Raw genomic sequence first — 26,142 nt, forward strand, 5'->3', positions numbered from 1 at the left:
ATGAATTTTCAACTCATCCTTGCAAGCTTTATGTGCGTAGGTGCGTTCGTTTTCGCGGGGCTGACTTTATACGCTGAGTACACAAAGCTCGACGCGCTGGAAAGCTACTTCAGTGAGAACAAGCTGGTCTGCGATAACAAACGGTTTTGGGGCAGAAATCAGCGCATCGACAGGTTTTATCGCATGCTTCTGATCACGGAGCTGTTAGGAATGCCTAAATTTCACATCAGAAGAGGGGAGGTAACCGAGGCTGAACTGGCGGCCGTCCCCTTGTCCCTCAAGCGTTGGGCGTTGTGGCCGTATCATTTTGGGATGGTATTGGCTGCCAGCGGTGTCCTCTGGGCCATCTTGTATGGCTGGTAGCGCTGGCCCTGCCAAAAGTAACCAAAAAGTCCTCATCCCACCACTCGGCACCTCGCAAGCCTGCGTTCGGCCAGCGTGGTTGATGGGGCGCTTCTAGACACAAGCAGATCAAGAGCAGCGCACGGGGGGCCTGGTAGCCGACTTGAGTGGTTGAAGTAAAAGCCAGATCAACAGCAGAGCAACACTACATCTACCTGATGTAATGAGCTCCAAATGTGGGAGCTGGCTTGTCGCACCGCTGCGATGGCATTAACTGTGTGCCACTGACAAACCGGCGGTGCCTGCATCGCAGGCAAGCCAGCTCCCACAGGGTTTAACCGATGTCAGGCAGGGTTTTTCGCCGGTTTCAGGCACTCAATGGAGCGATCCACGGTGGTCTTGGCCATTTCCAGCAAATGCCACACCGCCAGAATCTTCGCCCGCTCGGGACTCGTCAGCAGTTCACTGCAATTGAGCGCCGTGACAGACGCACTGTCGAGCACACTGGCAGTGTAGAGCAAGGCATCTTCGAAGCTCAGGTCTTCGATTTGAACACCTTGGGTGGGCAGGTAATGGTCGATGGCGCGGTTGAAGGCGGCGCGGTCTTTGGTGGAATGGTGGGGTGGATCGGGGACGGTTTTTTTCATTGTGTAACTCCACATGATTGGAGCTGACACCCAACGCGACTAAACGAGGGTGGCGGCTGTACGCAGGTTAGTCGACCGGTCACATGGAAAACCGGCGCACCCGAGGGTGCCCTACGCACAGCCACCATAAAACTTCATGGAGGACCATGCGCCATGTAACACCCGAGCGACTAAACCCGATCACTGATGAGCAGTGACGGACCGCAGACTAGCCATCGATTCGAGCAGGCACAAGGCGGCAGGGATTGTCTAGGAAACGTCCTGCAATTTAAAGAGACACGCCTTGCTGGCCCTTTACAAACCATGACCAAATGCCACTCACCCCACCCATCAACGGTGAGGGTGAGCGGCCTTTTTGTAAGCGCTTACTCCCTGCTATGTAGGCAACGTCCTAATTGTGACTCAGCCCTCCCGAGCGTGTGTGCGGGGCGTACTCGCTTGCTTATATTCCGACGCCATCTTCATTGCATCCAGGGATGTGAGGCATGGCGCAGGGCTATATCAATGAGCGCACGACGGACTACCGCAGCTTGAAATCCCGGTTGATGGGCGGCGCCCCGAGCCAACAGCATTCCGATCATTTCGACGTGTTGAACCGGCACCTGCGCCCTGGGCTGGTGACGCCGGGGCAGTTGGTAATTGTGCCCGATACCTGCAGCGTGAGCTGTTCGAGGGAGGAGGCCTGGCTGATGCGCCAGGCCGAGGTGATTCGTCGGGAGCTGGACGCTGGCGCCGGAACCCAAGTGGTCAACAACTACGACCTGCTGCAAAGCTTTCTGGGGTATGGCTCGTTGGGCGTGGGCAGCGCGACATCGGCGTGGTCGCGGCACCTGGACGAAGTGGCGCATACGCTGGAGGAGATTGAGCGGCTGCATCAGCACCTGAAAAGCGGTGGCTTGGATCGTGAGAGGTTCTTACGCCAGCGCAAGGCTTTGTTCGGCCTGCTGGACGCCCAATTGCAAGGCGCGGCGCGATTGGGCACCGGGTTGCAGGGCAATCAGGCATTGAAGAAGGTGCTGGGGATTTCAACCAAAAGCTATCTGCATAAGGGCGAGATTGCCGGGTATGCGCAGCGGACGCGGGACATTGCGCAGATGTCGAAGTGGTTGGGGAAGGGGACCTATGTGGGCTTGGGACTGGACGTGGGCGTTGCAGGGTTGGAGATCAAGGAGGCGTGTGTGCAGGGGCGGGAGGCGCAGTGTCGGCGGGCGAAGTATGTGGAGACGGGGAAGTTGGTGGGCGGTGTGGCGGGGGCTTCTTGGGGAGGGACTATGGGGGCGAAATTCGCCCGTCGCGGCTGTATGACGTTTTTGGGCATCGCGGCTAAAGGAAACGGTGCGCTGGCCTGCGCAGTGATCGGCGGCGCGGCGGGAGGTTATGCCGCGGGCAATGCAGCTGGCGCTTTCGGTGCGTTTCTCGGTGGACAGATCGAAGAGATCGAGGGTGATTTGATCTTTCAACCAGAGGGCGCTTGAGCATGGATTTTCAACTCGTCCTCGCAATCTTTTTATCTACAGGGGCGCTGGTTGGCTCAGGGCTCACTTTATACGCTGAGTACACGAAGCTCGAAGCGCTGGAAAGCTACTTCAGCGAGAACAAGCTGATCTGCGATAACAAACGATTTTGGGGTAGAAATCAGCGCATCGATAGGTTTTATCGCATGCTCGTGATCTCTGAAATGTTGGCAATGCCCAACATGCACATCAAAAGAGGGGATGTGACCGAGGCTGAGCTGGCGTCCGTCCCCCTGTCTCTCAAGCGTTGGGCGCTGTGGCCGTTTAATTTTGGGATGGTCTGGATCGCTGGCTGTGTCCTCTGGACCGTCTTGTACGGCTGGTAGCCTACGGTTATTGCTCGACAAATCAGCCCCTATCGCGAGCCGGCTGCCCTGTTCAATCGCCTCTCCACCCGACACCCAGGCACTGCATCAACGCTTATAACCTCGCGGGCAGCGTTGCTGAGTGCGCTGCCGTCGGCGTTCGGGTATAACGCCGGTTCTCAATTGTACCCACGGCGGGGTATGGCGACAGTGGTGGGCTTGCGGTTTCGCAAGTGCTTACGCTCTGCACGACGCCCGTGGTCTATGGTTGGTTCGAACGTCGGCGTCGAAAGGCAGTACCCGACTCAGCAGGTATTTCAGGTTGAACGCAGCCGTGGGACCCCGTATGGCAATGGATTTCAGGCACAGCCTGACGAAACGGATCGTGATTGTGTTTGCGCTGATGAGCGCCTTCGTGGCGGGGGTGTTTGCCGCGGGCATTATCGCCACCGTGCATGTGATCGAATACAAACTGACCAGCGCCGACCTCGGCAGCGGGTTGAACCGCCTGTTGCGCCAGGATGACACGGCCAGTTGGAGCCATCGCCCGAGCAAAGGCGAATTGTTTTTCGCCCAGGGCGAGCAGGGTGACCTGGCGCTTGACCCGTTGCTGGCCGGGCTGGCGCCGGGTTTCCAGGAAGTCGACTTTCAGGGGCGGGCCTACTACGCGGTGTCGCAGGTGGTGGATGGGCGCCAATACGTGCTGATGCGCAACCAGCAAAGCTTTAAGCAACGCGAGCGGGTGCTGTTCGGCGCGGTGGCGGTGGGTTTTATCCTGAGCATTCTGTTGGCGGTCCTGCTGGGCCGCTTGTTGGCGCGCCGCGTGATGGCGCCGGTGGTACGCCTGGCGCGGCAAGTGCGTCATCGCGACCAGTTGCTGGATGTAGCGCCGCCGCTGCATCCGGATTACGCCGTGGATGAAGTGGGGGAGTTGGCGCTGTCCTTCGACAAGACCCTGGGGCGCCTGCGCGATGCGTTGAGCCGGGAAAAGCTGTTCACCAGTGACGTCAGTCACGAACTGCGCACACCGCTGATGGTGCTGGCCAGCTCCTGCGAATTGTTGCTCGGTGACCCTTCGCTGGATCAACGTTCGGTGGCCCAGGTGGGCCGGATTGCGCGGGCCACCGATGAGATGCGGCAACTGGTGGACACCTTCCTGACGCTGGCACGGGCCTCGGGTGCCCAGGGCCAGGGCGCCCAGGCAACGTTGAAGGACGTGGCGGATGGCCTGGTGGCGATCTGGGGGCGAATGATTCGCGAAAAAGGCCTTGAGTTCATTTATGAAAGCGGACACACCTCACCCGTGGAGTACAACCTGACGCTGTTGCAGTCGGTCATGGGCAACCTGCTGCGCAATGCCTGGCACTACACCGACAGCGGCTTTATTCGGCTGACGTTGAGCGAGCACGGTTTTCGTGTGGAGGACAGCGGCATTGGCATTCCCGATCACAAACGCGAGGCGATGTTCCAGCCGTTTGTCAGGGGTGAGCACAGCCGGGGAGAAGGGTTGGGGCTTGGCCTGTCGTTGGTGCAGCGTATCTGCAGCACCCAGCAGTGGCGGGTGGAGCTCACCGCCAGGCAACCGAATGGGTGTTGTTTTTCGGTTGACCTGACGGCGCGCTGAACGCTTTTTTCAGCGCATGTGCAGAATAATCGGACTGCTGCTGGCCGGGTCGGTATGCCCACGCAGCTTGCCGACCGCTTGTGCGTCGACCGCGCCACCGTGGTTGCCCCACGTGCTGCGCACGTAGCTCAACACCTGGGCAATTTCCTGGTCGGACAGTTGCTCACGAAAGGCCGGCATGCGGTAGGCGTCCGGTACACCAGCCGCTACCACGCGTTGCGAACCGTTGAGGGTGATGTTGATCGCCGAGGCGCTCTCTTTAGCCAATGCCGAGGTGGCGCCAGCCAAGGGTGGCATCCACTCGGGTTGGCCCTTGCCGTCGAGGCCATGGCAGGACGCGCAGCGGGTCGCGTAGGTGTGCGCACCGGGGAGGTCCGGGCGCGCGTCGGCGGCCACGGCCTGGTACTGCCAGGCACTGCCATCACGTTGCGGATCGCCAGGCAGTGACTTGAGGTAACGCGCGATCGCCGCCAGGTCCTCATCGGCCATGAACTGCGTGGAGTTGTTGAACGCTTCGGTCATCGAGCCGTAGACCACCGCATGCTTGTTGCGCCCGACCTTGAGGAACTGCACGATTTCAGGCTCGCTCCAACGGCCCAACCCGGTGTTGGGGTCCTGGCGCAGGCTCGGCGCGTACCAACCGTCGAGCAACGCGCCGGCGAGGTACGGCGCGCCGCTCTCGTCCAGCGCCTTCTCGTTGAAGGCCAGGCCGCGGGGCGTGTGGCAACTGCCGCAGTGGCCCGGGCCTTGGACGATGTAGGCGCCACGGTTCCACAGCGCGTCCTGGCCGGGTTTGGCGGCGTAGGTGGCGTTCGGGGCGAACACGCCGTTCCACAGGGCGATGGGCCAGCGCAGGTTGAGTGGCCAGGGAATGTCGCTGGGGATGTTGGGCTGCTTGGCCGGTTCTACGCCTTGCATGAAAAACGCGTACAGCGCGCGCATGTCGTCATCGCTGAGCTTGGCATAAGACGGGTAGGGCATGGCTGGGTAGAGCCGTCGGCCACCCGGCGCAACCCCGTGGCGCACGGCGCGGTCGAAGTCGGCTGCGGTGTAGGCGCCGATGCCGGTGTCGCGGTCCGGGGTGATGTTGGTGGCGTGAATGGCGCCCAGCAGGGTGGCCATCTCCAGGCCGCCGGCGAACGGTGCCTTGCCCGGCAGGCTGTGGCAGGCCACGCAGTCGCTGAGGCGCGCCACGTACTCGCCACGGCTGACCAGGGCCGGGTCGAAGCCGGTGGTGTGTGGTTGTTCCAGCGGTGAGGCGGGCTGGCGGGTGACGTACCACGCCAGTAGCCCGGCCACGACCACGCAGGCCAGCGCCAGCCAGCCTGCGGTTGCAGCCAATCGTCGGTTGTTCATGGGCATTCCCTGTCGGTTAGCTGAAGGTGTATCGGCTCAATGGCAAGCTGCGGATACGCTGGCCGGTCAGGTGCGCCACCGCATTGGCCACGGCTGGCGCCACTGCGGGTAACGGCGGTTCACCGATGCCGCCCATCTTTTCGCCACTCTCGACGATCCGAACATGCACTTGCGCCATGCGCGAGGGCGGCAGGATCGGATAAAGGTCGTAGTTGCGCGCCCGTGGTTTGCCATCCACGTACACCGCTTCCTCCAGCAACGTTTGAGATAAGCCCAACGCCACGGCGCCATTGACCTGCGCCTCGACGATTGCCGGGTTGACGATGCTGCCCGGGTCAATGGCTTCCCAGATATGGTGCACCTTGACCTGGCCGCTTTCGATCGACACTTCGGCGATCACCGCCGCGTGCGAGCCGAACGGCGAGGCCATGGCCACGCCGCGCGCCCGGCGGGTGCCGTCCTCGGCGGTGTAGGGGCCCCGTTTCCAGCCACCGGACAACTCGCCGGCCGCTTGCAGCAGGGTGGTCAGCCGCTTGTTGTCGCGCAGCAGGTGCAGGCGCAGTTCGTAGGGGTCGTGGCCGCCTTTGTCGGCCAGTTCGTCGAGGAACGCTTCGTAGAAGAAGTCGTTGAGCGAGTTGCCCACCGAACGCCAGTAGCCGAGCATGGCCGGGCCCTTGACGTAGATCTGCGCGATGCGTTTGTTGGGGATGGCGTAGGACTTGCCCGACAACCCTTCGAGCGCCGTGGGGTCGAGTTTTTCGCCCTGTTTGCCGGCGATGGCTTCGGACGGGCCTTCGGTAGCGCTCACCGCCTCAATGGCCACCGGCAAGCCTTTGTCGTCCAGCGCGGCGCGGAACTTGACCACGGCGACCGGGCGCAACACATCGCGCAGGAACTCTTCTTCGCGGCTCCAGATCAGTTTGATCGGGCGGCCTACCGCCTTGGCCAAGGCGATGGCCTGCGGGTAGGGGTTGGCCGAGTCGTACAGGAAATGCCGGCCAAAAAAGCCGCCCAGCAGCGGCGAGTGCAGGGTGATTTGTTCGATGGAGAGCCCGGTGCGCTTGGCCATGTCGGCGCGGAACATATCCGGCGCCTGGTTGGGCAGCCACACTTCCAGCGAGCCATCGGGGTTGAAGCGCGCCAGGGCCGAAGGCGGCTCCAGCTGGGCGTGGTTGAGGTACTGGTTGTGGTAGGTCGCTTCAATTTTGGTCTTGGCGTTGGTCAGCGCGCCGGCCACGTCGCCCTCGTTTTCGTCGTCACGGGCCGGGCCCTGTTGGGCGGCAAGGAAGTCGCGGTACTTGTCGCTGGAGAAGTCCGCAGGCATCGCGCGCACGCTCGAACCGGCGGCCGCTTCCAGCCATTCCACCTGGATCGCCTCCACCGCCCGCTTGGCATGCCACCAGCGTTCGGCAACGACCGCCACGGCGCCCGGCAGTTGGTGAACCGAGTGCACGCCTTTCATGGCCTCGACCTGTGACTGGTTGCGCAGGCTGCCGACGGTCATGCCCAGGCGTGGCGCATGCTGGACGGCGGCGTGGAGCATGCCGTCGACCTTAAGGTCGATGCTGTATTGGGCCTTGCCGGTGGATTTGTCGTAGGCATCCAGGCGTTTGACCGGCTTGCCGATCCAGCGGAACTGGCTCGGGTCGCGCAGCGTAATCGTGGCCGGGTCGGGCACCGGCATGTCCAGGGCCCGACCGGCCAACTCACCGTAACCCAGCGAGCGGCCGGAAGCGGCGTGTACGACGCGGCCGGGCTGCGTGGTCAGTTGGGCTAAGGGCACGCCCAATTGCTCGGCGCCGGCCTGCAGCAACATGGCGCGGGCGAGGGCGCCGAGGCGGCGCATGGTTGGGTAGCTCATGCGGATGGACATGCTGCCACCGGTGATGCGCATGCCGTTTTCCATCACCACATAGGCTTCCCCGGGCGGTGCGGCTTCAACCACGAAGGTGGCCGGGTCGGCATCCAGTTCTTCGCCGACAATCTGCGCCATCGCGGTGTGGGTGCCTTGCCCGCCTTCCATGAAGGGGCTGAGCAGGCGCACGCTGCCGTCCGGGCGAATCTCGAGAAATGCCGGCACCTGGGTCCCGCGTTCTGCGGGGCCGCCCGTTGCGGCATAAGCCCTGGACGCACCCAGCGGCAGGCCGAAGCCGATGACCAGCGCACCGACGGCGGTGCTGGCCAGAAAGCGCCGACGGGACAGATTGATCGGCTCGCCCAATGGCGCGTCGAGTGGTGGGTTGCGCGTAGTCATCAAGCGCTCTCCGTCCTGGCAGGTTGGGCGGCCAGCTCGTGCACGGCCGTGCGGATGGCGTTGTAGGTGCCGCAGCGGCACAGGTTGATCATGGCGGCTTCGATCTGCGCGTCCGTGGGCGCGGGGGTGTGCTTGAGCAGCGCGGTAGCGGCCATCACCTGTCCCGACTGGCAGTAACCGCATTGCGCCACTTGGTGTTCGACCCAGGCCGCGACCACGCGCTTGCCCACGTCATCGGCTTCAATCGACTCGATGGTGGTGACTTCACGGCCGACCACTGCGGCCACCGGTGTGACGCAGGAGCGCACGACATTACCGTCCACCAGTACCGAGCAGGCGCCGCACTGCGCCAGGCCGCAGCCGTACTTGGTGCCGGTCATCCCCAGGTCATCGCGGATCACCCATAGCAATGGCGTGTCGGCGTCGGCATCGACCTCATAGGCTTTTTGGTTGATACGTAATTGCATGGTTCACCTGCTGATCATCGGTTGATGTGGCTTTTCTTATAAATTGCCCATCGTTGCACTCTAGACCACGGTGCAAGGGCTATCTATACCCTCATCGATAACTCGCAGGATCAGGCAAGTATTCAAGAGGATTGCACGCTTGATGACGGTCCCCGCGCCTGTAGGCCTTTGCTGATCCAGGCCTGCTGGTCGCACTTTTTTTGATTCTCTTGATCTATCCCTGTCACGACCACGCTCATTCAGCGCGTGGACAGCAGCCAGAACCGGTGCCGATGGATCCAACGTTTATAGCTTTTATCACGCGATGGCCGCTGCTGTTGGCAGCGGTGTTTGTATTCAGTTTGAGCGGTTGCAGCCAGCAACAGGGGCGCGACATCGCCAGGCAGTTCAGCGATGGCAAACCGGACGAGTTCTTTCAAACCAGTGTCGATCGCATGGCAACCCTGAGCATGCGTGACAACCTGCAAAGCTTGTATCTGTTGATGAACAAGCTCTACCTGCGCAACCCCAACCAGTGGCGTCAGTCCGGCTACCCGGATGCGGTCAGTGCTGCGCGGGCCATCCGTCAGGCCATCGAGAGCCGTCAATCACTGCCCGCGCTGGGGGATCGCCGTGACCTGGCAGCCTTAAGCTATTCATTGAGCCCGGAATTTCGCGGCGACCGGGTCGGGGCATTCATCTATGCAATCGGCAGCATGCTGGTGACGGCCCATGGCGGTCGCTTGCAGTTTTATATGACCGATTCGATCAACCCGCAATTTGTCAGCAACGCCGCGCGCAATATCGAGAAAGCCACCTGGCTGCTCAGCCAGCGTCAGGATGCCAATGGTGTGTTGCTGCTGTTTTCCAATGAAATATCGGAGGAGGGCAGCAACCTCAGTTTTGCCGTTGAGTTCGGCAAGGTGGTCGCGCGCCTGGACCTGCTCGCCCAGATGCTCGATGAGCGTTACCGACGTGTCGCGCTCAATTACGCGCAGAGCTTGCTGCTGATGAACTTCTTGCCGGTGCAGTGACGCGTTGCGGGACCGGGTAGTGCGGTGTTTCCGTTTCCCGTGTAGGAAACGGCCTATCTTGGTCCCCTTCGCTTGAAACACACCCTGGGTCGGCCATAGCCTCGGACTTTTCTTAACGACGAGTGCCTACCTTGGGTAAGCGAAAAACGCTTGGGTCAACTGATCGCGAAGTTCGCCTGCGATTTATCCTCTTTGCCGTCATCGACGTCGCGAGCGCCCAGGGCGTTCGCGCTGAGCTGTTACTGCCGGCACAGAAACTGCTGCGTGACGCGCCGAGCGAGGTGCAGCTGCGCGACACCCTCGCGCGCATATTGGCCTGCGATGAGATGTATGGGTTCCGGTTCCCGCCGGGGACGGAGGCGGATGACTTCATGCAGACGCTGGACCTTTCAGAAACCAGCCCCGGGGCCTGAAGCGAATGTTCGTTCCTGTGTTTATGGGGGTGTCGTGGTGTGCTGCATCCGCTGACAGGTCCCACGCCCTAAGAAACGCCCCGATTATTCGCGGCGTTTTGCGTTCGATCCAAGCGTTGCGGGTAGGACGTCACACCGCACACCGCCGTCTGAGCTGGGCCTAAAAAGCAAACCCGGTCCGACGTTGTTGTGGGAAGGGTCTGGTCCGTTAATAACGCGTGACCCGGTGAGCGTGCCTGGCTTCCCATCACTGTTCGCCTGATGGGCTCCGGCATAACCCGAGCCTGTCACGCCCCCGAATTCCAAGGACCTGACCATGCTGTTGCGCCAACCTCCGCTCCTGTTCGCCGCCTTGACCCTCAGTTCACTGGCGCACGCCGAAACACTGCAACTGGCGCCCGTCGAAGTCACCAGCAGCGAGGCCAGCGCGGGTGAAGTCGCCCAGGCGCAGCTGAAAAGCGTGCCCGGTGGCACCAACTACATCGACATGAGCCGCGTGCAACAGGGCCGGGTGAGCACTAACGAAGACGTGTTCAAGTACCAGCCTGGGGTGTACGCCAAGGCGGCGAACAATGAAGGCGTGAAGCTCTCGATTCGCGGTTCCGGATTGAACCGCAGCCCCGGCGCCCATGCGTCCGGGCTGTATGAAATGTTCGACGGTTTGCCGCTGACCGGCCCGGGCGGTACACCTTACGAGCTCAAGGACCCCCTGTGGCAAAGCCGCGTCGAGGTGCTGCGCGGCGCCAACGGCTTTGATCAGGGCGCGCTGGCCCTGGGCGGCTCGGTCAACTACATCACCCATACCGGCTATGACGCGCCCACGCTGCAAGTACGTTATGAAGCAGGCAGCCGCGGCTATGCCCAGCGCGAGATCAGTTCCGGCCAGGTGCTCGGGGACGCTGACTACTACATCAGCCTCACCGACGCCGAATCCGACGGCTACCAGCACCAGAGCGCCGGCAGCGGCAAGGGCGTCGCGGCGAACTTCGGTTACCGTTTCAACCCGGACCTGGAGACGCGTTTCTATTTTCGTTACCGCGAAACCAGCAACGACTCACCCGGCAAACTGACGCGCTACCAGATCAGTCACGACCCGAGCGCGGCCAACAGCCTGAATGCCGCCCGCGATTCCAAACGCCTGCAGCCCGGCTCGACGTGGATCGCCAACAAGACCACCTTGCAGTTGGACGATCAGTCGCGCGTCGAAGTCGGGCTGGCCTATCACGACTACCCGATGGACCTGCGCGAAGGCACCAACCGCCTGAAAGTCGCCTACACCGACGTCAGCGGCACCCTGAACTACCTCCGCCAGGACAGTCTGTTCGGCCACGACAGCAACACCACGATTGGCCTGCGCACCACCCAGGCGATGCCGAACAACGGCGCCTCTGAATACGTGCGTACCCCGGCCGGTAACACTGCGCCGTATGCCCCCGGCACCAAGACTCGCGACTACAGCTATTTGGGCTCCGACAGCGTGCTGCATGTCGGCAACGAACTGGAATTGGTCCCGGACCTGTGGCTGACCACTGGCCTGGCCGCGATTTACACGCGCCGCGAAACCCAGGTCACCTATCCCGAAGGCCAGGCGCCGCTCAGTCAACATGATTGGGATTACGCACCCCGCATTGGCCTGCGGTATGACTTCACCCCACAGTTGCAGGTGTACGGCAACCTGAGCCGCTCAGTCGAGCCGCCGCACGCGTGGTCGATGATCTGGGGTTCGAATAAATACTTTGCCCCCGGCAGCGGCCCGGCCACCGGTTTGCAACGCGAAGGCGTGAGTTTGCGCAATCAGACCGCAACCACCCTGGAGATCGGCGGGCGTGGCGAGCAGTGGTTCGGCCAGTGGGACCTGGCGCTGTACCGCTCCGAAGTGCGCCACGAATTGCTCACGGTCGAAACCCAGGCCCAAACCGCCAACAGCAGTGCGATTGTCGCCGAGTCCAACGCCAGCCCCACCGTGCATCAAGGCGTGGAGCTGGGCCTGCTCAGCCCGCTGTGGGACGGCGGCCGCAACGGCCAGCTTGACCTGCGCCAGGCCTACACCTTCAGCGACTTCCACTACCGCGACGATGACCGTTTCGGCGACAACACCTTGCCGGGCATCCCCAAACATTACTACCAGGCGCAACTGCGCTACAGCCATCCGACCGGTTTCTACACCAGTCTGAACACCGAGCATGCATCACGCGTGGCGGTGGACTACGCCAACTCCTACTTTGCTGCGGCCTACACCACACTTGGCGCCACCTTCGGCTACGACGCACCGAAGCAGGACTGGCAAGCCTGGGTCGACCTGCGCAACCTCACTAACCGGCGCTATGCCAACACCGTCACGCCGGGTTACGACGACAAGGGGATGGATGTTGCGCGATCCACGCCGGCCGACGGTCGGGGCATTTACACCGGCGTGTCATGGCGCTGGCGTTAAGCACCGTCGAGGCGAGCGCTGCCGATCAGCCTTCGTTCTGCCGCAGGCGTTTGTACAACGTAGTGCGGCTGACCCCCAGCTCCCGCGCCAGGTGGGAAATATTCCCGCCTGCTGCCAGCAGGCGTTGCGTCAGGTCGGTGCTGTCATCCAAACGCTCATGGGTGGGCAATGGCGTCGGCCGCTGCAGGTCCACAAAAAAATCATCCGGCAGATGCTCCGGGCGCACCGGCTGCTCCTCGGCCATTGCCAGCGCCACCTGCAACACACTGCTGACCTGACGCAAGTTGCCCGGCCACGGGTGTTGCTCGAATAACGCCAGCACCTCGGTACTCAGCCCGGCCCACTGGGTCGGTTCGCGGTGTTGCTGCCACAATTGCTGGAACAGCGCCCGCTTGTCGGTGCGCTCGCGCAGCGGCGGCAACTCCAGGGTCAGGCCGCCGATGCGGTAAAACAAGTCCTCACGAAAGCGCCCGGCCTGCACCCACTCGCGCAGCGCGCGGTTGGTGGCGGAAATGATCCGCAAGTCCACCGGGAACAGCTCGCTGCTGCCCACCGGCTGTACGCAGCGCTCCTGCAATACACGCAGCAGACGGGCCTGAGTCGGCAGTGGCATATCGCCAATTTCGTCGAGAAACAGGGTGCCTTTATCGGCCTTGCGGATCAGGCCAATGCTGCCTTTCTGGTTGGCGCCGGTGAAGGCGCCTTTTTCGTAGCCGAACAGCTCCGATTCCACCAGCTCAGCCGGAATCGCCGCACAGTTCACGGCGATAAACGCCTGCCGGCTGCGTGAGCTGGCCTGGTGCAGGGCTTTGACAAAGACCTCTTTGCCCACGCCGGTCTCGCCGTGGATCAGCAGCGGAATGTCCTTTTCCAGTAATCGCTCGGCCTGGCGCACGGCTTTTTCCACGCGGATGTCGCCAAAGTGCAGGGTCTTGAGACTGATCGCGGCCGGCGTCGCCGGTGCGGGAGCGCTGGGTTTGGGCGCACTGAAGACGCGCGCCTGCACCGGCATTTTGCTTGGCCGCTTCAGTAAACACTGGAACCGATTGCGTCCGGCCGCCTGCAGGGAGAACGGCAGCCCCTCCGGCTGATTCAGCAGTTCCAGCAACGACACCTTGAACAAACTGTCGATCAGTACCCGCGACAAGCTGATGCCCAGCAAGTTATCGGCACGGCGGTTGGCCGACAGCACTTGGCCGCTTTCATCAAAGATCAGCAGGCCGGCCCATTGGCTGTCGAGGTTGTTCAGGCCGGTGTTGAAGGTCAGTTGAAAATGCTCGCCGCGAAACAGGTTGAGGATCAGCCGGTTTTCCACGGTCTGGCTCATCATCTTGACCATGCCCAGGGTGTGGGAGGGCGGCAGGTAGCTGTCGCTGGACACATCCAGCACGGCAATGATTTCGCGCTGGGCATCGAAGATCGGCGCCGCCGAGCCGGTCATGAAACGGTTGGCTTTAAGGAAGTGTTCGTCGTGCTCGATATGCACCGCCTGGGCACAGGCCAGCGCAGTGCCGATGGCATTGGTGCCGGTGGAGCGCTCGCGCCAACTGGCGCCGGCATTGAAACCGTGCGCCAGTTTCGGCTCGATAAACCGCTGGGTGCCCCACGACGTCAGGACCTGGCCCTGGTTGTCGGCCAGCATGATCAGGCAGTTGGAATTGCTCAGGATGTTTTCGTAGTAGGGCAGCACTTCCTGATGGGTGGTTTGCACCAGGGAATGCTGGCTTTCCAGCAATTGGCTGATGCCTTCGGCAGGCAGTTGGTCGAAGCTCGGTGCGCTCTGGTGGTCCAGGCCAAATGCGCGGCAACGGCGCCAGGAATCCTGGATAAGGGTGTCGTGAGCCTGGGGTTCGGCCATGAGGGCGACCTTCTTTTTATTGTTATAGAGGCTTGCAAACGCTAGCTGGAGCAGCAGGTTCAAAAATGTGGCAGCGGGCTTGCTCGCGAAGGCGCTGGTTCAGCCACTGAATCTGTTAACGGACACACCGCTATCGCGAGCAAGCCGGCTCCCACATTTAGCTCGGCGACGCCCATCAATTGTTGTTCAGAACTGTTCATTGTCAACCCGTGACTGTTCAGTTGTTCAGCCTTCGGTGTTCAGTTGTGTTCACGCCTGAGCAGCGTATTGGGCCCATTTCGTTACGGATCAAGCACCTGGCATTTATGGCATGGAATTCGCTCTGACGAGTGGGCAGATTCATTCCAATAATAAAAAGGGCGTGTCATGTCATTGACCCTGGAACATGTCTCCCGCGTCGTCGAAGGCCAAACCTGGATCGACGACGCCAGCCTGCGTTTCGAAGCCGGCTCCTTCAACGTATTGCTCGGCCGCACGCTGTCCGGCAAGACCAGCCTGATGCGCTTGATGGCGGGTCTGGACAAGCCCGACAGCGGTCGCATCCTGATGAATGGCGTGGATGTCACGCACAAGCCGGTGCGCTTGCGCAACGTGTCGATGGTGTACCAGCAGTTCATCAATTACCCGACCATGACCGTGTTCGAAAACATCGCCTCGCCGTTGCGCCAGGCCGGGGTGTCCCACGAGCTGATCCAGAGCAAAGTGCTCGAAACCGCGAAGATGCTGCGCATCGAGAAATTCCTCCAGCGCCACCCGCTGGAACTCTCCGGTGGCCAGCAGCAACGCACAGCCATGGCCCGTGCACTGGTCAAAGATGCCGAGTTGATCCTGTTCGATGAGCCACTGGTGAACCTGGACTACAAACTGCGCGAAGAGCTGCGTCAGGAAATGCGCGAACTGTTCAAGGCTCGCCACACCATCGCCATCTATGCCACCACCGAGCCCAACGAGGCGCTGGCCTTGGGCGGCACCACCACCATCCTCCACGAAGGCCGGGTGATCCAAAGCGGCAAGGCCGCCGAGGTGTATCACCAGCCGCAGACCGTGCTGGCCGCCGAGCTGTTTTCCGAGCCGCCGATCAACCTGATGCCGGGGCGTATCAGCGGCAATGAAGTGAGCTTTGCCAATGTCGTGCACTTCCCGCTGAACGTCGACCTGCGCCCCATCGGCGAAGGCGAGTTCCGCTTTGGCGTGCGCCCCAGCCACATCAGCCTGGTGCCGAGCAATGACGACGACCTGGAGCTGGCGGTGACTGTGGAGGTCGCCGAGATCAGCGGCTCGGAAACCTTCCTGCATGTGCGCAGCGAACATTTCCTGCTGGTGCTGCACCTGCCTGGGGTACACGAGTACGACGTTGACGCACCGATCCGCGTGTATATCCCCACCCATAAACTGTTTGTGTTCGATGGTCAGGGCCGTTTGGTCCAGGCCCCCGGGCGCCGCGTGTCGAGGGTTGCCTGATGGCCGAGATCCACTTGCAGAACCTCGCGCACAGCTACAACCCTGCGCCCAATGGCCCCGAGGACTACGCCATTCGGGAAATGAACCACGTCTGGGAGCAGGGCGGTGCCTACGCCTTGCTCGGGCCGTCGGGCTGCGGCAAGTCGACCCTGCTCAATATCATCTCGGGCCTGCTCAGCCCCTCGGAAGGCCAGGTGCTGTTCGATCACGCCGTGGTCAACGACTTGACCCCGGAAAAACGCAACATCGCCCAGGTGTTCCAGTTCCCGGTGGTGTACGACACCATGACGGTGTTCGACAACCTGGCGTTCCCTTTGCGTAACCAGGGCATGGCCGAGGCGAAAGTTCACAGCAAGGTGCAGGAAATTGCCGAAGTCCTCGACCTGCAAAACCTGCTGGGCAAAAAGGCGCGCAACCTCACCGCCGATGAAAAACAAAAAGTCTCTATGGGCCGTGGCCTGGTGCGCGACGACGTGTCGGCGATCCTGTTCGATGAACCGCTGACGGTGATCGACCCACACCTCAAATGGAAACTGCGGCGCAAGCTCAAGCAGATCCATGAGCAGTTCAATATCACCATGGTCTACGTGACCCACGACCAGCTCGAAGCCTCGACGTTTGCCGACAAGATCGCGGTGATGTACGGCGGGCAAATCGTGCAGTTCGGCACGCCGCGTGAGTTGTTCGAGCGGCCCAGCCACACGTTTGTCGGCTATTTCATCGGCAGCCCTGGGATGAACCTGATCGAAGTGCAGGCCGAGGCCGGTGGGGTACGTTTTGCCGGGACGCTGCTGCCGTTATCCGAGGCCTTGCAGCAACGTCTCCGTGAGACCAACTACACAAAGCTGCAGGTCGGCATCCGCCCGGAATTTATCCACGTGTGGGACGAGTACAACCCCGACGCCCTGCAGGCCGACGTCATCCATGTGGAAGACCTGGGCACCTACAAAATCGTCACCCTCAACCTCGACGGTACGCCGTTGAAAGTGCGCTTGGCCGAAGACAAACCGGTGCCCGAAGGCAACGCCTCGATCAGCTTTCCCGCGCAGTGGTTGATGGTGTATGCCGACGATTACCTGCTGGAGGTGCTGCCATGAACAAGGTGCAGAACAACAAGGCCTGGTGGCTGGTGTTGCCGGTGTTCCTGCTGGTGGCGTTCAGTGCGGTGATTCCGATGATGACGGTGGTCAACTATTCGGTGCAGGACATTTTTGACCAGTCCAGCCGCTACTTTGTCGGTGCCGACTGGTACAAACAGGTGCTGCTCGACCCGCGCCTGCACGACTCCTTGCTGCGCCAGTTCATCTATTCGGCGTGCGTGCTGCTGATCGAAATTCCGCTGGGTATCGCCATTGCCCTGACCATGCCGACCAAGGGCCGCTGGTCCTCGCTGGTGCTGATCATTCTGGCGATTCCGCTGCTGATTCCGTGGAACGTGGTGGGCACCATCTGGCAGATCTTCGGCCGTGCGGATATCGGTTTGCTCGGTTCAACCCTCAACGCCATGGGCATCAGCTACAACTATGCCGCCAACACCATGGACGCTTGGGTCACTGTGCTGGTGATGGATGTGTGGCACTGGACGTCCCTGGTGGCACTCCTGTGTTACTCGGGGCTCCGGGCGATTCCGGACGTGTACTACCAGGCCGCGCGGATTGATCGTGCGTCCGCCTGGGCGGTGTTCCGACATATTCAGTTGCCGAAGATGAAAAGCGTGCTGCTGATCGCGGTGATGTTGCGTTTCATGGACAGCTTCATGATCTACACCGAGCCTTTTGTACTCACCGGCGGCGGGCCCGGGAACGCCACCACCTTCCTGAGCCAGACCCTGACCCAGATGGCCGTAGGTCAATTCGACCTGGGCCCGGCGGCGGCGTTTTCCCTGGTGTATTTCCTGATCATCCTGTTGGTGTCCTGGCTGTTCTACACCGCCATGACCCATTCCGACGCGAACCGCTGAGGCTGCCAACATGAGCAAGCGTCTTATGCCTATGAAGAAAGTGATCCCCCTGCTGATCTACATCCTGTTCCTGCTGGTGCCGATCTACTGGCTGCTGAACATGTCGTTCAAGAGCAACACTGAAATCCTCGGCGGGCTGACACTGTTTCCGCAGGACTTCACCCTGGCCAACTACAAGGTGATCTTCACCGACCCGAGTTGGTACACCGGCTACCTCAACTCACTGTATTACGTGAGCCTGAACACGGTGATTTCCCTGAGCGTGGCACTGCCGGCGGCCTATGCGTTTTCGCGCTATCGCTTTCTGGGCGACAAACACCTGTTTTTCTGGCTGCTGACCAACCGCATGGCGCCTCCGGCGGTGTTCTTGCTGCCGTTCTTCCAGCTGTATTCGTCGATCGGCCTGTTCGATACGCATATCGCGGTGGCGTTGGCGCATTGCTTGTTCAACGTGCCGTTGGCGGTGTGGATTCTGGAAGGTTTCATGTCCGGGGTGCCTAAGGAAATCGACGAAACCGCCTACATCGACGGCTACAGTTTTCCGAAGTTTTTCGTGAAGATTTTTATCCCGCTGATCGGTTCCGGCATCGGCGTTACCGCGTTTTTCTGCTTCATGTTTTCCTGGGTCGAACTGTTGCTGGCACGCACGCTGACCTCGGTCAACGCCAAGCCCATCGCCGCGGTGATGACCCGTACGGTGTCGGCATCGGGTATCGATTGGGGCGTACTGGCGGCGGCGGGGGTGTTGACCATTCTGCCCGGCATGCTGGTGATCTGGTTTGTTCGCAACCACGTGGCCAAGGGCTTTGCCCTGGGCCGGGTCTAAAGGAGTCGATGATGGAATGGATGGCCTGGACCACCCCCACCGCGTTGTTCTTTGCGGCGATTGCCCTGTTGCTGGTGGGTATGACCACCTGGGAACTGCGTTCGCCGAGCATCCCGCGCCGTGGTTTGTTGCCGATCAGCACCACCCGTGGTGATCGCTTGTTTATCGGTCTTCTCGGCAGCGCCTACCTGCATCTGCTGGTGATCGGCGTAACCGGCTGGAGCATCTGGGTGGCGACCGCGCTGTCCCTGGTGTGGCTGTTGTGTGTGATGCGTTGGGGCTAGTGCTCCGTGAATAAACAACCAGGAGGTCTCTATGTTGAATAAAAACAATAAGCTGCGACATAGCATTTCATTGGCCGCCGTCATGGCCCTCAGCGGTTTGAGCGCTACGGCCTGGGCCGATGCGTATGAAGATGCCGCAAAAAAATGGATCGGCAGCGAATTCAAACCGTCCACGCTGACGGCCGATCAGCAGCTCGAAGAGTTGAAGTGGTTTATCAAGGCGTCGGAGCCGTTCCGTGGGATGAAGATCAACGTGGTGTCGGAAACCCTCACCACCCACGAGTACGAATCCAAGGTGCTGGCCAAGGCCTTCAGCGAAATCACCGGCATCAAGCTGACCCACGACCTGCTGCAGGAAGGCGACGTGGTGGAGAAGCTGCAAACCCAGATGCAGTCCGACAAGAATATCTATGACGGCTGGGTCAACGATTCCGACTTGATCGGTACGCACTTTCGCTATGGCAAAACTGAATCCATCACCGACCTGATGGCCAATGAAGGCAAGGACTTCACCTCGCCGACCCTGGATATCAAAGACTTTATCGGCATCTCGTTCACCACGGCGCCGGACGGCAAAATCTACCAATTGCCCGACCAGCAATTTGCCAACCTCTACTGGTTCCGCGCGGACTGGTTCGAGCGTCCGGAGCTGAAAGCCAAGTTCAAGGAAAAATATGGCTACGACCTCGGCGTGCCGGTGAACTGGTCGGCCTATGAAGACATCGCCAAATTCTTCAGTGAGGACGTCAAGGAGATCGACGGCAAGCGTATCTACGGGCACATGGACTACGGCAAGAAAGACCCGTCGCTGGGTTGGCGCTTCACCGATGCCTGGTTCTCCATGGCCGGCGGAGGCGACAAAGGCCTGCCCAACGGTTTGCCGGTGGACGAATGGGGCATTCGCGTGGAGGACTGCCACCCGGTGGGCTCCAGCGTTACCCGTGGCGGCGATACCAACGGCCCGGCCGCCGTGTTTGCCACGCAAAAATACGTGGACTGGATGAAAGCCTACGCACCACCGGAAGCGGCGGGCATGACCTTCTCCGAATCCGGCCCGGTGCCGTCCCAAGGCAACATCGCCCAGCAAATTTTCTGGTACACCGCGTTCACCGCCGACATGACCAAACCGGGCTTGCCAGTGGTGAACGCCGATGGCACACCGAAATGGCGCATGGCCCCATCGCCCGTCGGGCCTTATTGGGAAAAGGGCATGAAGAAGGGGTATCAGGACGTGGGTTCCTGGACCTTCCTCAAATCGACACCCGAGAAGCAAAAACTCGCGGCCTGGCTCTATGCGCAGTTCGTGACGTCGAAAACAGTGTCACTGAAAAAAACCATCGTGGGCCTGACGCCGATTCGTGAGTCCGACATCAACTCCCAGGCCATGACCGACCTGGCGCCCAAACTCGGCGGCCTGGTGGAGTTCTACCGCAGCCCGGCCCGGGTGGAGTGGACCCCGACCGGCACCAATGTGCCGGACTATCCACGCCTGGCGCAACTGTGGTGGAGCAACATCGCGGCCGCCGCCAGCGGCGAGAAAACCCCGCAACAGGCGCTGGACAACCTGGCCAAGGAACAGGACGCGATCATGACGCGCCTGGAACGCTCCAAGGTGCAGCCGGTGTGTGGCCCGAAAATGAACCCCGAGCGTGATGCCCAATACTGGTTTGACCAACCGGGTGCGCCGAAGCCTAAGCTGGCGAATGAAAAGCCTAAAGGTGAAACCGTGGCTTATGGTGATCTGTTGAAGCAGTGGGAGGCGGCGCGTAAGTAATCACGGGTTCGTGATCACAAAACGGCACGCTTGCGTGCCGTTTTTCAGGTTTAGAACGGATGACTGGTCCGTTTAAGGGGCATTACTGAGAGGCGGGTGGGATATTGACGGGGCCGTAGCCATTGCCCGATTGCAGATCCCGGATTGTCATATCCCAGGTCGAACCCTTGGACGTCAGATGATACACATGATTTCTCTTTAGATAATGGATGGTATCAGGCGCGTAGCCAGTAATGTTCGTCGTCGTGAGTTCTCCGTTCTGACAGTCTTGGGTAACGATCAAAACCGTTGCACCAGGCCGGGCGTTTGGAAGAACCCTAAAGCGTCCCATCATGGTGGCCAGTAGAGCAATTACAGTCACATCGTCCGCACCGGCGAGGTCACCGGAAATGTCGCCTTGAGTGCCATATTTCAAAGTCATTTTGATCATCCTTAATTGAGTGAGCAATTATTCAGGCGCTGGTCGGGCTGTCTAGAAAGTTACGGCCTGAATGGACTGAAAATAAGGCAGGACGAATAGGTTTCATACTGTGAGAATTGACAGTTTTTTATACTGCTTGGTAAGTAGAGCAGTGCTTTTTATTTCTGAAGAGTTCTCGAGTGGGTTCAACTCGCCTGCGGCTGAACCAGCAACTGCCCATCCACATCCTTGACCAGCTCACTGGCCAGAAACAGCGGCGTCAGGCGCTTGTGCAACTGCGGTTCAACAAACTCCTTCACCGTCTCCAGCAGCAATACACCACTGAGCGGCAGCTCGGCTTTGGTGTACGACAACCATGCTTTTTTCAGCGCCATCAACACATCACTGCCCGCCGTAGAGGCGAAGCGGCGGTGGCTGGGTTTACCGTCGAAGTGGAAGGTGTGCTGGAACGCATAGCCGGTCTCATCGCCGTTGGCCGCGGCGCAACGTACGCAGGTGCACGGGCCGTCGCCAAAGGCGCTGCGCAGGTAGGCGTTGAAGTCCACCACGGGCTTGAGTGACAGGCGCTTATCCACCTCGAACAGGTCCCCGGTCATTTTATCGTCAGTGTTCAACGTTCATCTCCTCGCAGGTCGGCAGGTGTCTTTCAAAGCGCGGCACAATAACAGCCACGCGGTTTTTTGGGGATAATTTGCATAACAATAGATCCCGATATTCTTTTCCAGTCTTAAACATCGCCGCTAGGCTTCATCACCTTCTCGAAAACGCGGCAGATTCCCCATGACTTTCAAGTGTTCCTCCTTGACCCTGCTGGCCGCGTCCCTGGCGGCCGCGAGTACGCTGCTCAGCCCTGGCGCCCAGGCCGAGGGCAAAATCAGCATCGCTCAACAATTCGGTATCGGTTACTTGATTCTCGATGTGGTGCGCGACCAGCACCTGATCGAAAAACACGGCAAGGCGCAGGGCCTGGATATCCAGGTGGAGTGGAACAGCATTTCCGGCGCCACCGCGATGAATGAATCGCTGCTGGCTGGTGCGCTGGACGTGGTGTCGGCTGGTGTGCCGCCGATGCTGACCTTGTGGGACCGCACCAAGGGCAAGCAGAACGTCAAGGCCATCGCGTCGTTAGGCTCGATGCCCAACTACCTGCTGACCAACAACCCTAATGTGAAGACCCTTAACGATTTCACCGAGAAAGACCGCATTGCTGTGCCGGCCGCAGGCGTGGGCTTCCAGTCACGCACGTTGCAGATTGAAACCGCCAAGCAGTTTGGTGCGGCCAACTATAAGAAGTTCGACGACATCTCCATCAGTCTGGCTCATCCGGATGCCACGGCCGCGTTGATTGCCGGTGGTTCGGAGATCAATTCGCACTTTTCCAGCCCGCCGTTCCAGTACCAGGAATTGTTAAACCCCAACGTGCACAAGGTGCTCAGTTCCTACGACATTCTGGGCGGGCAGGCGTCGTTCAACGTGCTGTACACCACGCAGAAGTTTCACGATGAAAACCCCAAGACCTACCAGGCGTTCTACGATGCCCTGGCCGAGGCCGAGCAGATCATCAAAGCCGACAAACCTGCCGCCGCCAAAACGTACATCCGTGTAGAAGAATCCAAGCTGCCGTTGGACCTGGTGGAGAAAATCGTCCAGGACCCGGAAATCGACTTCACCATCGTGCCGCAGCGCACCTATATCTACGCCGAGAAGTTGCAGGAATTGGGTGTATTGAAAAACAAAGCGGCGAGCTGGAAGGATTACTTCTTTGAAGAGGCCCATGGCGGGAATGGCAGCTGAGTCACCTGCTTGACTTGAAATACGCACAACTTGTGGGAGCTTCGTCGTCTAAGAGTCAGCGAAAGAATTCACCCGGTGTGGCATCAAACTGCTGGCGAAACGCATTGATAAACGCCGATGTCGATTCATAGCCACACGCCAATGCCACATCCGTCACGCGCTCGCCTTGTTCCAGGGCGGGCAGGGCGCTCAGCAGTCGCAGGCGCTGGCGCCAGGCGCGAAAGGTCAGGCCGGTGTCACTCAGGAACAACCGGCTGAGGGTTTTCTCGCTGACCCCCAGCTTCTGGCTCCACGCCCCCAACGTCGTCTGCTGCTCCGGGTGCAGGTTCAGGCTGCGATAAATCTGCCGCAGCCGCGCGTCATGGGGCAACGGCAACATCAAGTCCACCTGCGGCGCGGCGGCAAGTTGGTCCAGCACCACTTGGGCCAGGCGCCCGTCGGGCCCATTTTCGGCATATTCCACCGGCAGTTTGCTGAAACTGCGAATCAACTCGCGCAACAAACTGCTCACCTCCAGCACCTGGCAACGCTCTGCCGCCCAGGTGGTAACGCTGCAATCGAGGTACAGGCTGCGCATTTCCGTGTGCGGCGAACTGAACACCCGGTGCGGCATGCCCGCCGGAATCCACACCGCGCGCTGGGGCGGTGCGACGAAACGGCCGACACTGGTCTGGATCTCCAGCACCCCGGAAATCGCGTAGGACAATTGCACCCACGGGTGACTGTGCCGGCGCGTCAGCGCCCGGTTGGGCAGTGATTCAGTGCGCCCATACACCGGGCGTGGCAGGCTGGAAAGCCCCGGCACACTGCGTCGAACCGTCTTGTCATGTCCTTTAGGAGGCATTTACTGGCTCATTGGCGTTAGTCGGTAACAAGCCATTACGTTAGAGTCGCGACGATGCTCTTGGCAACCCCTGGAAGATTTGCTTATGACCCGCCCGCGTTTTCTGCCCGATAACTTCACCCTGACCCTGATCGGCACGGTGATCCTCGCTTCCCTGCTGCCCGCCAGTGGTCAAACCGCTGTGGCCTTTGGCTGGGTGACCAACCTGGCCATCGCGCTGCTGTTTTTCCTGCACGGCGCCAAGCTGTCGCGCCAGGCCATCGTCGCCGGTGCCGGCCACTGGCGCCTGCATTTGCTGGTGTTCAGCCTGACCTTCGTGCTGTTCCCGTTGCTGGGCCTGGCGCTCAAGCCGCTGCTCTCGCCACTGATCGGCAACGACCTGTACATGGGCATGCTTTACCTGTGTGCGCTGCCGGCCACCGTGCAATCGGCGATTGCCTTCACCTCCTTGGCGCGCGGCAATATCCCGGCGGCGATTTGCAGCGCGGCGGCCTCCAGCCTGTTCGGCATTTTTCTTACGCCGTTGTTGGTGACGCTGTTGCTCAACGTGCACGGCGATGCGGGCTCCACCGTCGACGCGATCCTGAAAATCAGCGTGCAGCTGTTGCTGCCCTTTGTGGCCGGGCAGATCGCCCGGCGCTGGATTGGCGAGTGGGTCGGCCGCAATAAATCCTGGCTGAAGTTTGTCGACCAAGGGTCGATCCTGCTGGTGGTGTACGGGGCGTTCAGCGAAGCGGTCAACGAAGGCATTTGGCACCAGATCCCACTGTGGGAACTCGGCGGCCTGGTGGTGGCGTGCTGTGTGTTGCTGGCGTTGGTGCTGGTCGCGTCCACCGTGCTCGGCAAGGCTTTCGGCTTTAGCCAGGAAGACCGCATCACCATCCTGTTCTGCGGCTCGAAGAAAAGCCTGGCGACGGGCGTGCCGATGGCCCAGGTGCTGTTTGCCGGGGCGACCATGGGCGTGTTGATTCTGCCGCTGATGTTATTTCACCAGATCCAGTTGATGGTGTGTGCGGCGCTGGCCCAGCGCTATGCCAGACGGCCGGAAAGCATTCCAGAACTGATGGCGCAGGTGGATCCGTGATCCGCGTATGCCGGTAAGGTTTTTTTGCTAGGAAATTTCCTACAGATCGACAGGATGCTTCCTTCTTAGGATCGGATTGTTCCTGGTCATTATCACCCACTTCGCTTTTGCAAAGTGGTTGATAAGCATGGCTCACCTCCGCATCCTCGTTTTGGAAAGCCAACGCTTTCAGCGCAGTGTTCTGATCAAGATGCTTGATCGGCTGGGGCTGCCCACTGTGCTGCAGGCCAGCGACGTCGAACACGCCATGGCGCAAATGCAGGCGTGCGGCGGGGTCGACATCGTGCTCTGTGACGTGGCCGACCGGAGTCTTGACTGCCTGGACTTCCTGCAACGCGTCAGACGGGCAGGCCTGGCGCGTGCAGTGGTGTTTTGCAGTGAGCTCCATCCCGCGTTGCGCCGCGCCGTGGTGCATATGCGTTGTCTGTCCGGTCTGCACGTGCTGGGTGTATTGAGCCAGCCATTGCAGCTGCGCGCCCTGCGCCAGTTATTGCGCGGCTATTGCCAGCGGCCGACGGCGTCGCTGCGTCCGTCTGCCTCCAGGGCCTTGCCCACTGAGCAGGAAATTCATCGAGGCCTGGCCCTGGGTGAGTTTCGTGCCTGGTTTCAGCCCAAATTCATGCTGGGCACCGGGCGCCTCGCGGGGGTAGAGGTGTTGGTGCGCTGGGAGCATCCAACCCGCGGTGTGCTGTTGCCGGCGGAGTTTCTGGCTGCCGTACTGGCCTACGATTTGATCGACCAGATGTTCATGCAACTTTTGGAGCAAGGCCTGAGCCTGCTTGGGGTGTTGCGTCGTCAGCAGATCCAGCTCGAACTGGCGTTCAACCTGCACGCTTCGCAATTGCTCAACAACGAGTTGATGGGGCATATCCAGCAGGCGTTGCTGCGCCATGGCCTTCCCGGCTCGACGCTGTTGTTCGAGCTGGCGGAAAACGGTCTGCTGGATATCTCACCGCGAATCCAGGAAAACCTGCTGCGGCTGCGCATGCTCGGCTGCGGCCTGGCTATCGATGACTTTGGCATGGGCTTTTCATCGCTCAAGCTGCTTTGCCAACTGCCCTTCAATCAACTCAAGCTCGACGGCGAGTTTGTTCGCCATATTGGCGAACCGCTCAGTCAGGCCATGGTCGCCAGTACGTTGGCATTGGCGCGCTCGCTGGACATGAGCTTGGTGATCGAGGGCATCGGCACTCAGCGCGCCCATGAAGGTGTGTTGGCCCTGGGGTGTGAAATCGGCCAGGGGTTTTACCTGGCGCGGCCAATGGCGGGGCATCGGCTGCTGGTGTGGCTGGAAACACACCTTGCGAGTCAGCGCGTGGGGTTGGATAACGTCTGAGGTCGTCCAGATATTCTCTACACTTGAATCGCGCTCGTGTATTTTGAGCGGGGTATTGATCGATCACTTTTTCCACTGCTTTATGCGACGGGTCTAAGCACACTCGGCGCGTTTCGGTGTGTCTCGCAGAG

Annotated in this window: 24 protein-coding genes; 16 read left to right on the forward strand and 8 right to left on the reverse strand. The window is 60.6% G+C overall.

The genetic code is table 11. The features are described 5' to 3' along the window. Positions 1–363 carry a hypothetical protein gene (locus tag CPH89_RS21765; RefSeq protein WP_053255532.1) on the forward strand — a complete coding sequence of 121 codons (363 nt, stop codon included), beginning with the start codon at positions 1–3 and terminating at the stop codon, positions 361–363. A gap of 323 nt (positions 364–686) precedes the next feature. On the opposite strand, the gene CPH89_RS21770 is transcribed toward CPH89_RS21765, so the two are convergent. After that, positions 687–989: a DUF6124 family protein gene (locus tag CPH89_RS21770; protein WP_053255533.1), complete on the reverse strand. Its 303-nt coding sequence runs from the start codon at positions 987–989 to the stop codon at positions 687–689. 485 nt (positions 990–1,474) lie between these two features. On the opposite strand from CPH89_RS21770, the gene CPH89_RS21775 reads away from it, so the two are divergent. The 3 genes from CPH89_RS21775 (at position 1,475) to CPH89_RS21785 (ending at position 4,432) form a co-directional block, all read left to right on the forward strand. Then, positions 1,475–2,464: a hypothetical protein gene (locus CPH89_RS21775; protein ID WP_053255534.1), complete on the forward strand. Its 990-nt coding sequence runs from the start codon at positions 1,475–1,477 to the stop codon at positions 2,462–2,464. A gap of 2 nt (positions 2,465–2,466) precedes the next feature. Beyond that, complete coding sequence (locus CPH89_RS21780; RefSeq protein WP_053255535.1) at positions 2,467–2,829, forward strand: hypothetical protein; 363 nt, start codon at positions 2,467–2,469, stop codon at positions 2,827–2,829. Positions 2,830–3,160: 331 nt separating this feature from the next. Beyond that, positions 3,161–4,432, forward strand: coding sequence for a sensor histidine kinase (locus CPH89_RS21785; protein WP_053255536.1), 1,272 nt, complete (start codon positions 3,161–3,163; stop codon positions 4,430–4,432). Positions 4,433–4,441: 9 nt separating this feature from the next. Here CPH89_RS21785 and CPH89_RS21790 read toward each other — a convergent pair whose 3' ends face one another. Genes CPH89_RS21790 through CPH89_RS21800 form a run of 3 tightly spaced genes read right to left on the reverse strand, consistent with a single transcriptional unit; the run spans position 4,442 to position 8,509 of the window. Then, positions 4,442–5,788: a c-type cytochrome gene (locus CPH89_RS21790; RefSeq protein ID WP_053255537.1), complete on the reverse strand. Its 1,347-nt coding sequence runs from the start codon at positions 5,786–5,788 to the stop codon at positions 4,442–4,444. Between the two features lie 16 nt (positions 5,789–5,804). Further along, positions 5,805–8,042, reverse strand: coding sequence for a xanthine dehydrogenase family protein molybdopterin-binding subunit (locus tag CPH89_RS21795; protein ID WP_053255538.1), 2,238 nt, complete (start codon positions 8,040–8,042; stop codon positions 5,805–5,807). Continuing rightward, positions 8,042–8,509 carry a (2Fe-2S)-binding protein gene (locus tag CPH89_RS21800; RefSeq protein WP_053255539.1) on the reverse strand — a complete coding sequence of 156 codons (468 nt, stop codon included), beginning with the start codon at positions 8,507–8,509 and terminating at the stop codon, positions 8,042–8,044. The genes CPH89_RS21795 and CPH89_RS21800 overlap by 1 nt, the downstream gene beginning before the upstream one ends. A 272-nt stretch (positions 8,510–8,781) precedes the next feature. Between CPH89_RS21800 and CPH89_RS21805 the strand changes: the two genes are divergently transcribed. The 3 genes from CPH89_RS21805 to CPH89_RS21815 all read left to right on the forward strand — a co-directional run bounded on the left by CPH89_RS21805 (position 8,782) and on the right by CPH89_RS21815 (position 12,369). Further along, positions 8,782–9,522, forward strand: coding sequence for a hypothetical protein (locus CPH89_RS21805; RefSeq protein WP_053255540.1), 741 nt, complete (start codon positions 8,782–8,784; stop codon positions 9,520–9,522). A 131-nt stretch (positions 9,523–9,653) separates the two neighbouring features. Further along, complete coding sequence (locus CPH89_RS21810; protein ID WP_053255541.1) at positions 9,654–9,935, forward strand: hypothetical protein; 282 nt, start codon at positions 9,654–9,656, stop codon at positions 9,933–9,935. 316 nt (positions 9,936–10,251) lie between these two features. Beyond that, on the forward strand, positions 10,252–12,369 hold the full coding sequence (locus CPH89_RS21815; protein WP_053255542.1) for a TonB-dependent receptor family protein: 2,118 nt from the start codon (positions 10,252–10,254) through the stop codon (positions 12,367–12,369). 25 nt (positions 12,370–12,394) lie between these two features. On the opposite strand, the gene CPH89_RS21820 is transcribed toward CPH89_RS21815, so the two are convergent. Next, positions 12,395–14,227 (reverse strand): sigma-54-dependent Fis family transcriptional regulator, encoded by a 1,833-nt coding sequence (locus CPH89_RS21820; RefSeq protein ID WP_053255543.1) that lies wholly within the window; start codon positions 14,225–14,227, stop codon positions 12,395–12,397. Between the two features lie 366 nt (positions 14,228–14,593). Between CPH89_RS21820 and CPH89_RS21825 the strand changes: the two genes are divergently transcribed. Genes CPH89_RS21825 through CPH89_RS21850 form a run of 6 tightly spaced genes read left to right on the forward strand, consistent with a single transcriptional unit; the run spans position 14,594 to position 20,532 of the window. After that, positions 14,594–15,688, forward strand: a complete 1,095-nt coding sequence (locus tag CPH89_RS21825; RefSeq protein WP_053255544.1) for an ABC transporter ATP-binding protein — start codon at positions 14,594–14,596, stop codon at positions 15,686–15,688. Then, complete coding sequence (locus CPH89_RS21830; protein WP_053255545.1) at positions 15,688–16,785, forward strand: ABC transporter ATP-binding protein; 1,098 nt, start codon at positions 15,688–15,690, stop codon at positions 16,783–16,785. Before CPH89_RS21825 ends, CPH89_RS21830 begins: the two co-directional genes overlap by 1 nt. After that, positions 16,782–17,648, forward strand: coding sequence for a carbohydrate ABC transporter permease (locus CPH89_RS21835; RefSeq protein WP_005789024.1), 867 nt, complete (start codon positions 16,782–16,784; stop codon positions 17,646–17,648). The genes CPH89_RS21830 and CPH89_RS21835 overlap by 4 nt, the downstream gene beginning before the upstream one ends. Before the next feature lie 25 nt (positions 17,649–17,673). Beyond that, the gene (locus CPH89_RS21840) at positions 17,674–18,474 is read left to right on the forward strand and encodes a carbohydrate ABC transporter permease (RefSeq protein WP_053255546.1); all 801 of its coding nucleotides are present in this window, start codon (positions 17,674–17,676) and stop codon (positions 18,472–18,474) included. A gap of 11 nt (positions 18,475–18,485) precedes the next feature. Beyond that, positions 18,486–18,758 carry a DUF2160 domain-containing protein gene (locus tag CPH89_RS21845; protein ID WP_053255547.1) on the forward strand — a complete coding sequence of 91 codons (273 nt, stop codon included), beginning with the start codon at positions 18,486–18,488 and terminating at the stop codon, positions 18,756–18,758. 31 nt (positions 18,759–18,789) lie between these two features. Further along, positions 18,790–20,532, forward strand: coding sequence for an ABC transporter substrate-binding protein (locus CPH89_RS21850; RefSeq protein WP_053255548.1), 1,743 nt, complete (start codon positions 18,790–18,792; stop codon positions 20,530–20,532). Positions 20,533–20,614: 82 nt separating this feature from the next. Here CPH89_RS21850 and CPH89_RS21855 read toward each other — a convergent pair whose 3' ends face one another. Together CPH89_RS21855 and CPH89_RS21860 are read right to left on the reverse strand one after the other, a co-directional pair. Then, on the reverse strand, positions 20,615–20,953 hold the full coding sequence (locus CPH89_RS21855; RefSeq protein WP_053255549.1) for a hypothetical protein: 339 nt from the start codon (positions 20,951–20,953) through the stop codon (positions 20,615–20,617). A gap of 185 nt (positions 20,954–21,138) precedes the next feature. Continuing rightward, a complete protein-coding gene (locus CPH89_RS21860; RefSeq protein WP_053255550.1) occupies positions 21,139–21,567 on the reverse strand; it encodes a hypothetical protein in 429 nt (142 codons plus the stop codon). Between the two features lie 166 nt (positions 21,568–21,733). On the opposite strand from CPH89_RS21860, the gene CPH89_RS21865 reads away from it, so the two are divergent. Continuing rightward, a complete protein-coding gene (locus CPH89_RS21865; RefSeq protein ID WP_053255551.1) occupies positions 21,734–22,747 on the forward strand; it encodes an ABC transporter substrate-binding protein in 1,014 nt (337 codons plus the stop codon). A 55-nt stretch (positions 22,748–22,802) separates the two neighbouring features. Here the strand turns inward: CPH89_RS21865 and CPH89_RS21870 are convergent, their stop codons facing one another. Further along, a complete protein-coding gene (locus tag CPH89_RS21870) occupies positions 22,803–23,591 on the reverse strand; it encodes an AraC family transcriptional regulator (RefSeq protein ID WP_053255552.1) in 789 nt (262 codons plus the stop codon). An 85-nt stretch (positions 23,592–23,676) separates the two neighbouring features. Here CPH89_RS21870 and CPH89_RS21875 point away from each other — a divergent pair, with 85 nt between their 5' ends. Together CPH89_RS21875 and CPH89_RS21880 are read left to right on the forward strand one after the other, a co-directional pair. Beyond that, the gene (locus CPH89_RS21875; protein WP_053255553.1) at positions 23,677–24,675 is read left to right on the forward strand and encodes a bile acid:sodium symporter family protein; all 999 of its coding nucleotides are present in this window, start codon (positions 23,677–23,679) and stop codon (positions 24,673–24,675) included. Positions 24,676–24,802: 127 nt separating this feature from the next. Then, positions 24,803–26,011: an EAL domain-containing response regulator gene (locus tag CPH89_RS21880; RefSeq protein ID WP_053255760.1), complete on the forward strand. Its 1,209-nt coding sequence runs from the start codon at positions 24,803–24,805 to the stop codon at positions 26,009–26,011. Positions 26,012–26,142: the final 131 nt, after the last annotated feature.

Source organism: Pseudomonas fluorescens, assembly GCF_900215245.1.
Taxonomy (GTDB): domain Bacteria; phylum Pseudomonadota; class Gammaproteobacteria; order Pseudomonadales; family Pseudomonadaceae; genus Aquipseudomonas; species Aquipseudomonas fluorescens.

Coding starts and splice junctions, on each gene's coding strand:
- CPH89_RS21765 (WP_053255532.1), top strand. CDS start 1: ATGAATTTTCAACTCATCCTTGCAAGCTTTATGTGCGTAGGTGCGTTC.
- CPH89_RS21845 (WP_053255547.1), top strand. CDS start 18,486: ATGGAATGGATGGCCTGGACCACCCCCACCGCGTTGTTCTTTGCGGCG.
- CPH89_RS21785 (WP_053255536.1), top strand. CDS start 3,161: ATGGATTTCAGGCACAGCCTGACGAAACGGATCGTGATTGTGTTTGCG.
- CPH89_RS21790 (WP_053255537.1), bottom strand. CDS start 5,788: ATGAACAACCGACGATTGGCTGCAACCGCAGGCTGGCTGGCGCTGGCC.
- CPH89_RS21825 (WP_053255544.1), top strand. CDS start 14,594: ATGTCATTGACCCTGGAACATGTCTCCCGCGTCGTCGAAGGCCAAACC.
- CPH89_RS21770 (WP_053255533.1), bottom strand. CDS start 989: ATGAAAAAAACCGTCCCCGATCCACCCCACCATTCCACCAAAGACCGC.
- CPH89_RS21875 (WP_053255553.1), top strand. CDS start 23,677: ATGACCCGCCCGCGTTTTCTGCCCGATAACTTCACCCTGACCCTGATC.
- CPH89_RS21870 (WP_053255552.1), bottom strand. CDS start 23,591: ATGCCTCCTAAAGGACATGACAAGACGGTTCGACGCAGTGTGCCGGGG.
- CPH89_RS21865 (WP_053255551.1), top strand. CDS start 21,734: ATGACTTTCAAGTGTTCCTCCTTGACCCTGCTGGCCGCGTCCCTGGCG.
- CPH89_RS21795 (WP_053255538.1), bottom strand. CDS start 8,042: ATGACTACGCGCAACCCACCACTCGACGCGCCATTGGGCGAGCCGATC.
- CPH89_RS21835 (WP_005789024.1), top strand. CDS start 16,782: ATGAACAAGGTGCAGAACAACAAGGCCTGGTGGCTGGTGTTGCCGGTG.
- CPH89_RS21840 (WP_053255546.1), top strand. CDS start 17,674: ATGCCTATGAAGAAAGTGATCCCCCTGCTGATCTACATCCTGTTCCTG.
- CPH89_RS21820 (WP_053255543.1), bottom strand. CDS start 14,227: ATGGCCGAACCCCAGGCTCACGACACCCTTATCCAGGATTCCTGGCGC.
- CPH89_RS21805 (WP_053255540.1), top strand. CDS start 8,782: ATGGATCCAACGTTTATAGCTTTTATCACGCGATGGCCGCTGCTGTTG.
- CPH89_RS21830 (WP_053255545.1), top strand. CDS start 15,688: ATGGCCGAGATCCACTTGCAGAACCTCGCGCACAGCTACAACCCTGCG.
- CPH89_RS21855 (WP_053255549.1), bottom strand. CDS start 20,953: ATGACTTTGAAATATGGCACTCAAGGCGACATTTCCGGTGACCTCGCC.
- CPH89_RS21775 (WP_053255534.1), top strand. CDS start 1,475: ATGGCGCAGGGCTATATCAATGAGCGCACGACGGACTACCGCAGCTTG.
- CPH89_RS21850 (WP_053255548.1), top strand. CDS start 18,790: ATGTTGAATAAAAACAATAAGCTGCGACATAGCATTTCATTGGCCGCC.
- CPH89_RS21815 (WP_053255542.1), top strand. CDS start 10,252: ATGCTGTTGCGCCAACCTCCGCTCCTGTTCGCCGCCTTGACCCTCAGT.
- CPH89_RS21780 (WP_053255535.1), top strand. CDS start 2,467: ATGGATTTTCAACTCGTCCTCGCAATCTTTTTATCTACAGGGGCGCTG.
- CPH89_RS21800 (WP_053255539.1), bottom strand. CDS start 8,509: ATGCAATTACGTATCAACCAAAAAGCCTATGAGGTCGATGCCGACGCC.
- CPH89_RS21880 (WP_053255760.1), top strand. CDS start 24,803: ATGGCTCACCTCCGCATCCTCGTTTTGGAAAGCCAACGCTTTCAGCGC.